Annotated in this window: 6 protein-coding genes and 1 pseudogene; 4 read left to right on the plus strand and 3 right to left on the minus strand. The window is 47.0% G+C overall.

Translation table 11 applies throughout. The annotated features are described in order from the left end of the window. Positions 1–237: 237 nt before the first annotated feature. A pseudogene (locus tag BHV64_RS13340) lies at positions 238–339 on the plus strand (Crp/Fnr family transcriptional regulator); the annotation flags it as partial. A gap of 80 nt (positions 340–419) precedes the next feature. After that, positions 420–851 (plus strand): DUF4405 domain-containing protein, encoded by a 432-nt coding sequence (locus BHV64_RS09150; protein ID WP_217726840.1) that lies wholly within the window; start codon positions 420–422, stop codon positions 849–851. Between the two features lie 70 nt (positions 852–921). Here the strand turns inward: BHV64_RS09150 and BHV64_RS09155 are convergent, their stop codons facing one another. The 3 genes from BHV64_RS09155 to BHV64_RS13290 are packed head-to-tail and all read right to left on the minus strand — an operon-like array spanning position 922 to position 1,510. After that, entirely contained in the window at positions 922–1,050 is a 129-nt protein-coding gene (locus BHV64_RS09155; RefSeq protein ID WP_278410461.1) for a hypothetical protein, read from the minus strand. Then, a complete protein-coding gene (locus BHV64_RS09160) occupies positions 1,047–1,442 on the minus strand; it encodes a S49 family peptidase (RefSeq protein ID WP_254886321.1) in 396 nt (131 codons plus the stop codon). The genes BHV64_RS09155 and BHV64_RS09160 overlap by 4 nt, the downstream gene beginning before the upstream one ends. After that, positions 1,439–1,510 (minus strand): hypothetical protein, encoded by a 72-nt coding sequence (locus BHV64_RS13290; RefSeq protein WP_278793550.1) that lies wholly within the window; start codon positions 1,508–1,510, stop codon positions 1,439–1,441. Before BHV64_RS13290 ends, BHV64_RS09160 begins: the two co-directional genes overlap by 4 nt. 60 nt (positions 1,511–1,570) lie before the next feature. Between BHV64_RS13290 and BHV64_RS09165 the strand changes: the two genes are divergently transcribed. Together BHV64_RS09165 and BHV64_RS09170 are read left to right on the plus strand one after the other, a co-directional pair. Beyond that, positions 1,571–1,849: a hypothetical protein gene (locus BHV64_RS09165; protein WP_256169253.1), complete on the plus strand. Its 279-nt coding sequence runs from the start codon at positions 1,571–1,573 to the stop codon at positions 1,847–1,849. A gap of 120 nt (positions 1,850–1,969) precedes the next feature. Continuing rightward, positions 1,970–2,164: a conserved domain protein gene (locus tag BHV64_RS09170; RefSeq protein ID WP_009598079.1), complete on the plus strand. Its 195-nt coding sequence runs from the start codon at positions 1,970–1,972 to the stop codon at positions 2,162–2,164. Positions 2,165–2,604 lie beyond the last annotated feature (440 nt).

The following is a 2,604-nucleotide window of genomic DNA, read 5'->3' on the forward strand; positions in this document are numbered from 1 at the left end:
CAAATAGAATGCCACGCTATCGGCACCCGTTTTGACCTATAGCGTGGCGTTTTCCTGTTTTTGAGGCGTTTCAGCACCCGTTTTGACTAATAAGTCTGATTTTTTCAGTCTCGTCGAGCAATACCCTTTAGTGAAACAAATTTATGAAGAAAAACTCATAGACCGATTCCGCGTCTATCAGCAATTGTTTCTATCCCGAATAAAGGACGCTCGCAACAGCAGTATGAAGAATTACTGAAAGAATACCCCGATATAGTACAGCGGGTTCCACAACATTACATAGCCTCTTATCTCGGCATAACTCCTGTTTCCCTGTCACGGATCAGAAATCGTCGTTAAACTCCATTTCTTTACATTTGTTATCGTCCGCTCCCGATCGGAATAGCGATCTTTGCAGCACAGTATAAAATCGGGAATGGATGAAAAAGCTTCTTGTAATAGATTGGATTTTGATTATCGCATACGTTTTGTCCGCCTGTTCGGGGATCGAATTGCATATTGCCGGACATGGCAATAGTCATGAGACATGGTATAACCGGGCCATGTTTCATGCCATAATGAGTTTCCTATTTTTTGTAACCGCAATATTCCATTTGGCGACACATTGGGGCTGGTACAGCGGAATCATCAAAAACGGAATGGGCAGAAAAAGTAAAGTTACCGCCGTGCTATCAGTTCTGTTCTTATCGACGTCTGTTACGGGGATTATTTTGCTCGACGTAAACGAGGCTAACCCGCAAATAGGGTTATCCCATTATAAAATCGGGATTGCAATGAGCTTGCTTTCCATAGGCCATATACTCAAACGACTCCCAGTTCTGCGTAAATCAATGAAAATCGGACGGCTGTAAGGGAATCCGTCATTCATGGCAGCAGCCCCGAAAAAAGCGGGAGGTAGTTTTTTCACCTACCTCCCATGCATTATCGCATCTCGACCTTGTAGGGCGAATACATCAGCACGCCCTGCTGGCGGAAGGCTTCGCGGACCGTGTTGTAATCCTTCATCATCAGACCCAGTTTTGAACGGGTGAAAGCCTCTCGGATACTCACGTTGGGCAACGCGATGAAAGCCGCGAATCCCATCCGGTTTTAGTCACCTCCGTCACACGGGAACTGTCACCCAAGTCGACCTTGTCCTCCGCTAGCGCAATGGCCGTCTTCAAACTGCTGTAGGTGTCGATTAGGCCGATGCCCAGCGCATCCGCACCCGACCAGACCCGTCCGCCGGCGATGTCGAGCACCTTCTCGATAGGCAGGTTGCGGCCTTCGGCCACGTCGTTCGTGAAGGTCGTGTAGACCTTATCCACGCCGCGCATGATCATCGACCGCTGGATGGGGGTGAGGGGGTCCGTGGCGAGGAAGCTCGACGAGGCGTTGCTCTTCACTCCGTCGATCATAATGCCGAGTTTGTTCTTCAGCGCCTCGCGGGTATTGAGGATCATGCCGAAACCTCGCTCGAACCCGTAAGGGTCAGTTTGTCGGCCACGATCACGTCCGCCGGGCAGGAGATGTAGTAACCGCCGCTGGTAGGCGACTACATCGCACGACGTGGTTGCGGCGTACTCTTTTCATGTTGTACTGTATCTTCAACCTGCTGTTCAAGGTCTACTCGCTTCTGGAGTGGTTCCCGCCATCGAGCCTGTGGCTCGTCGGCGGGGGCATCGTCGTGGAATATTTCGGATTCGTGGGCTTCACGCTGTTTATGATGCAGCAGGTACAGCAGCAGGAAGCCGTAATTGCCGGTAGCTTCCATGACGTAGTGATGCTCAGCGACAGCAAGCGCACCGATGAACTTACGCACTCCCGCAGCGGTGTTAGGAAAAGTCTTAATACGGCTACCGTTCGTTGATGGATAAGTCGCTACGAAACTGCTCTTGCTGATATAGATACCACTGTAAACTATGATAAAAAGACTTTAAGTGAAATTTACATCTTGTAAAACCATCGTCGCGAATACGGGCTTGATTGGATGGCTTTGCCTCCTTTTGAGCTGGCAGATGGTTCGGCAGCTCCGTTCAATCTGTTTGTTCGGGTCTTCGAGAATACATTGCATGTTAAACTCGGCGATCCGACCGATGTCAAACGCCGTATTTTGGAACGTAAAAAAGATCGTACGAAATTTACCGAGGCATTGCTTTATAGCTTAAATAAGGAAGACGAGTGATTTTTTTCGACTTTTTATATCCGGGCGGATATTCGGATGTGCAATTCGGCATCGCGGAAATTCCCATTTTTACGAAGCAAACCATCTAAATTCTTTATGAACCGGATTATGGACAACTTGGACAAAAATCAATTTATCGTCATGCTTGACACACTGCTTAACCGTCGATTGTCGGATGCGGAGTGTACAGCCTTTCATGCTTCTTATAAAGAATTCCAATCAGCAGTTGAACTGCTGTGATTTATAAGTTTAACCGAGGTCATTTAAGCCTCGGAATTAGTTGTAAATATTTGAAAATTAAGGGATGGAATAAAATCCTTGGAAATCAGTAACTTAAAGTAAAAAAATACCCCTATTTTTTGCTTGTTATGATTCCCAAGGACAAAGAGTATAGACTAATAAAAATCTATATGTATATCTGCGATATGTACGAACAAAGC

The sequence above is a fragment of the Alistipes sp. 56_sp_Nov_56_25 genome, from assembly GCF_001915285.1.
GTDB classification, from domain to species: Bacteria; Bacteroidota; Bacteroidia; order Bacteroidales; family Rikenellaceae; genus Alistipes; species Alistipes shahii.

Bases quoted from the DNA above. Each gene is read 5' to 3' on its own strand.
- BHV64_RS09150 (WP_217726840.1), top strand. From the start codon at position 420: ATGAAAAAGCTTCTTGTAATAGATTGGATTTTGATTATCGCATACGTT.
- BHV64_RS09160 (WP_254886321.1), bottom strand. From the start codon at position 1,442: ATGATCCTCAATACCCGCGAGGCGCTGAAGAACAAACTCGGCATTATG.
- BHV64_RS09165 (WP_256169253.1), top strand. From the start codon at position 1,571: ATGTTGTACTGTATCTTCAACCTGCTGTTCAAGGTCTACTCGCTTCTG.
- BHV64_RS09170 (WP_009598079.1), top strand. From the start codon at position 1,970: ATGGCTTTGCCTCCTTTTGAGCTGGCAGATGGTTCGGCAGCTCCGTTC.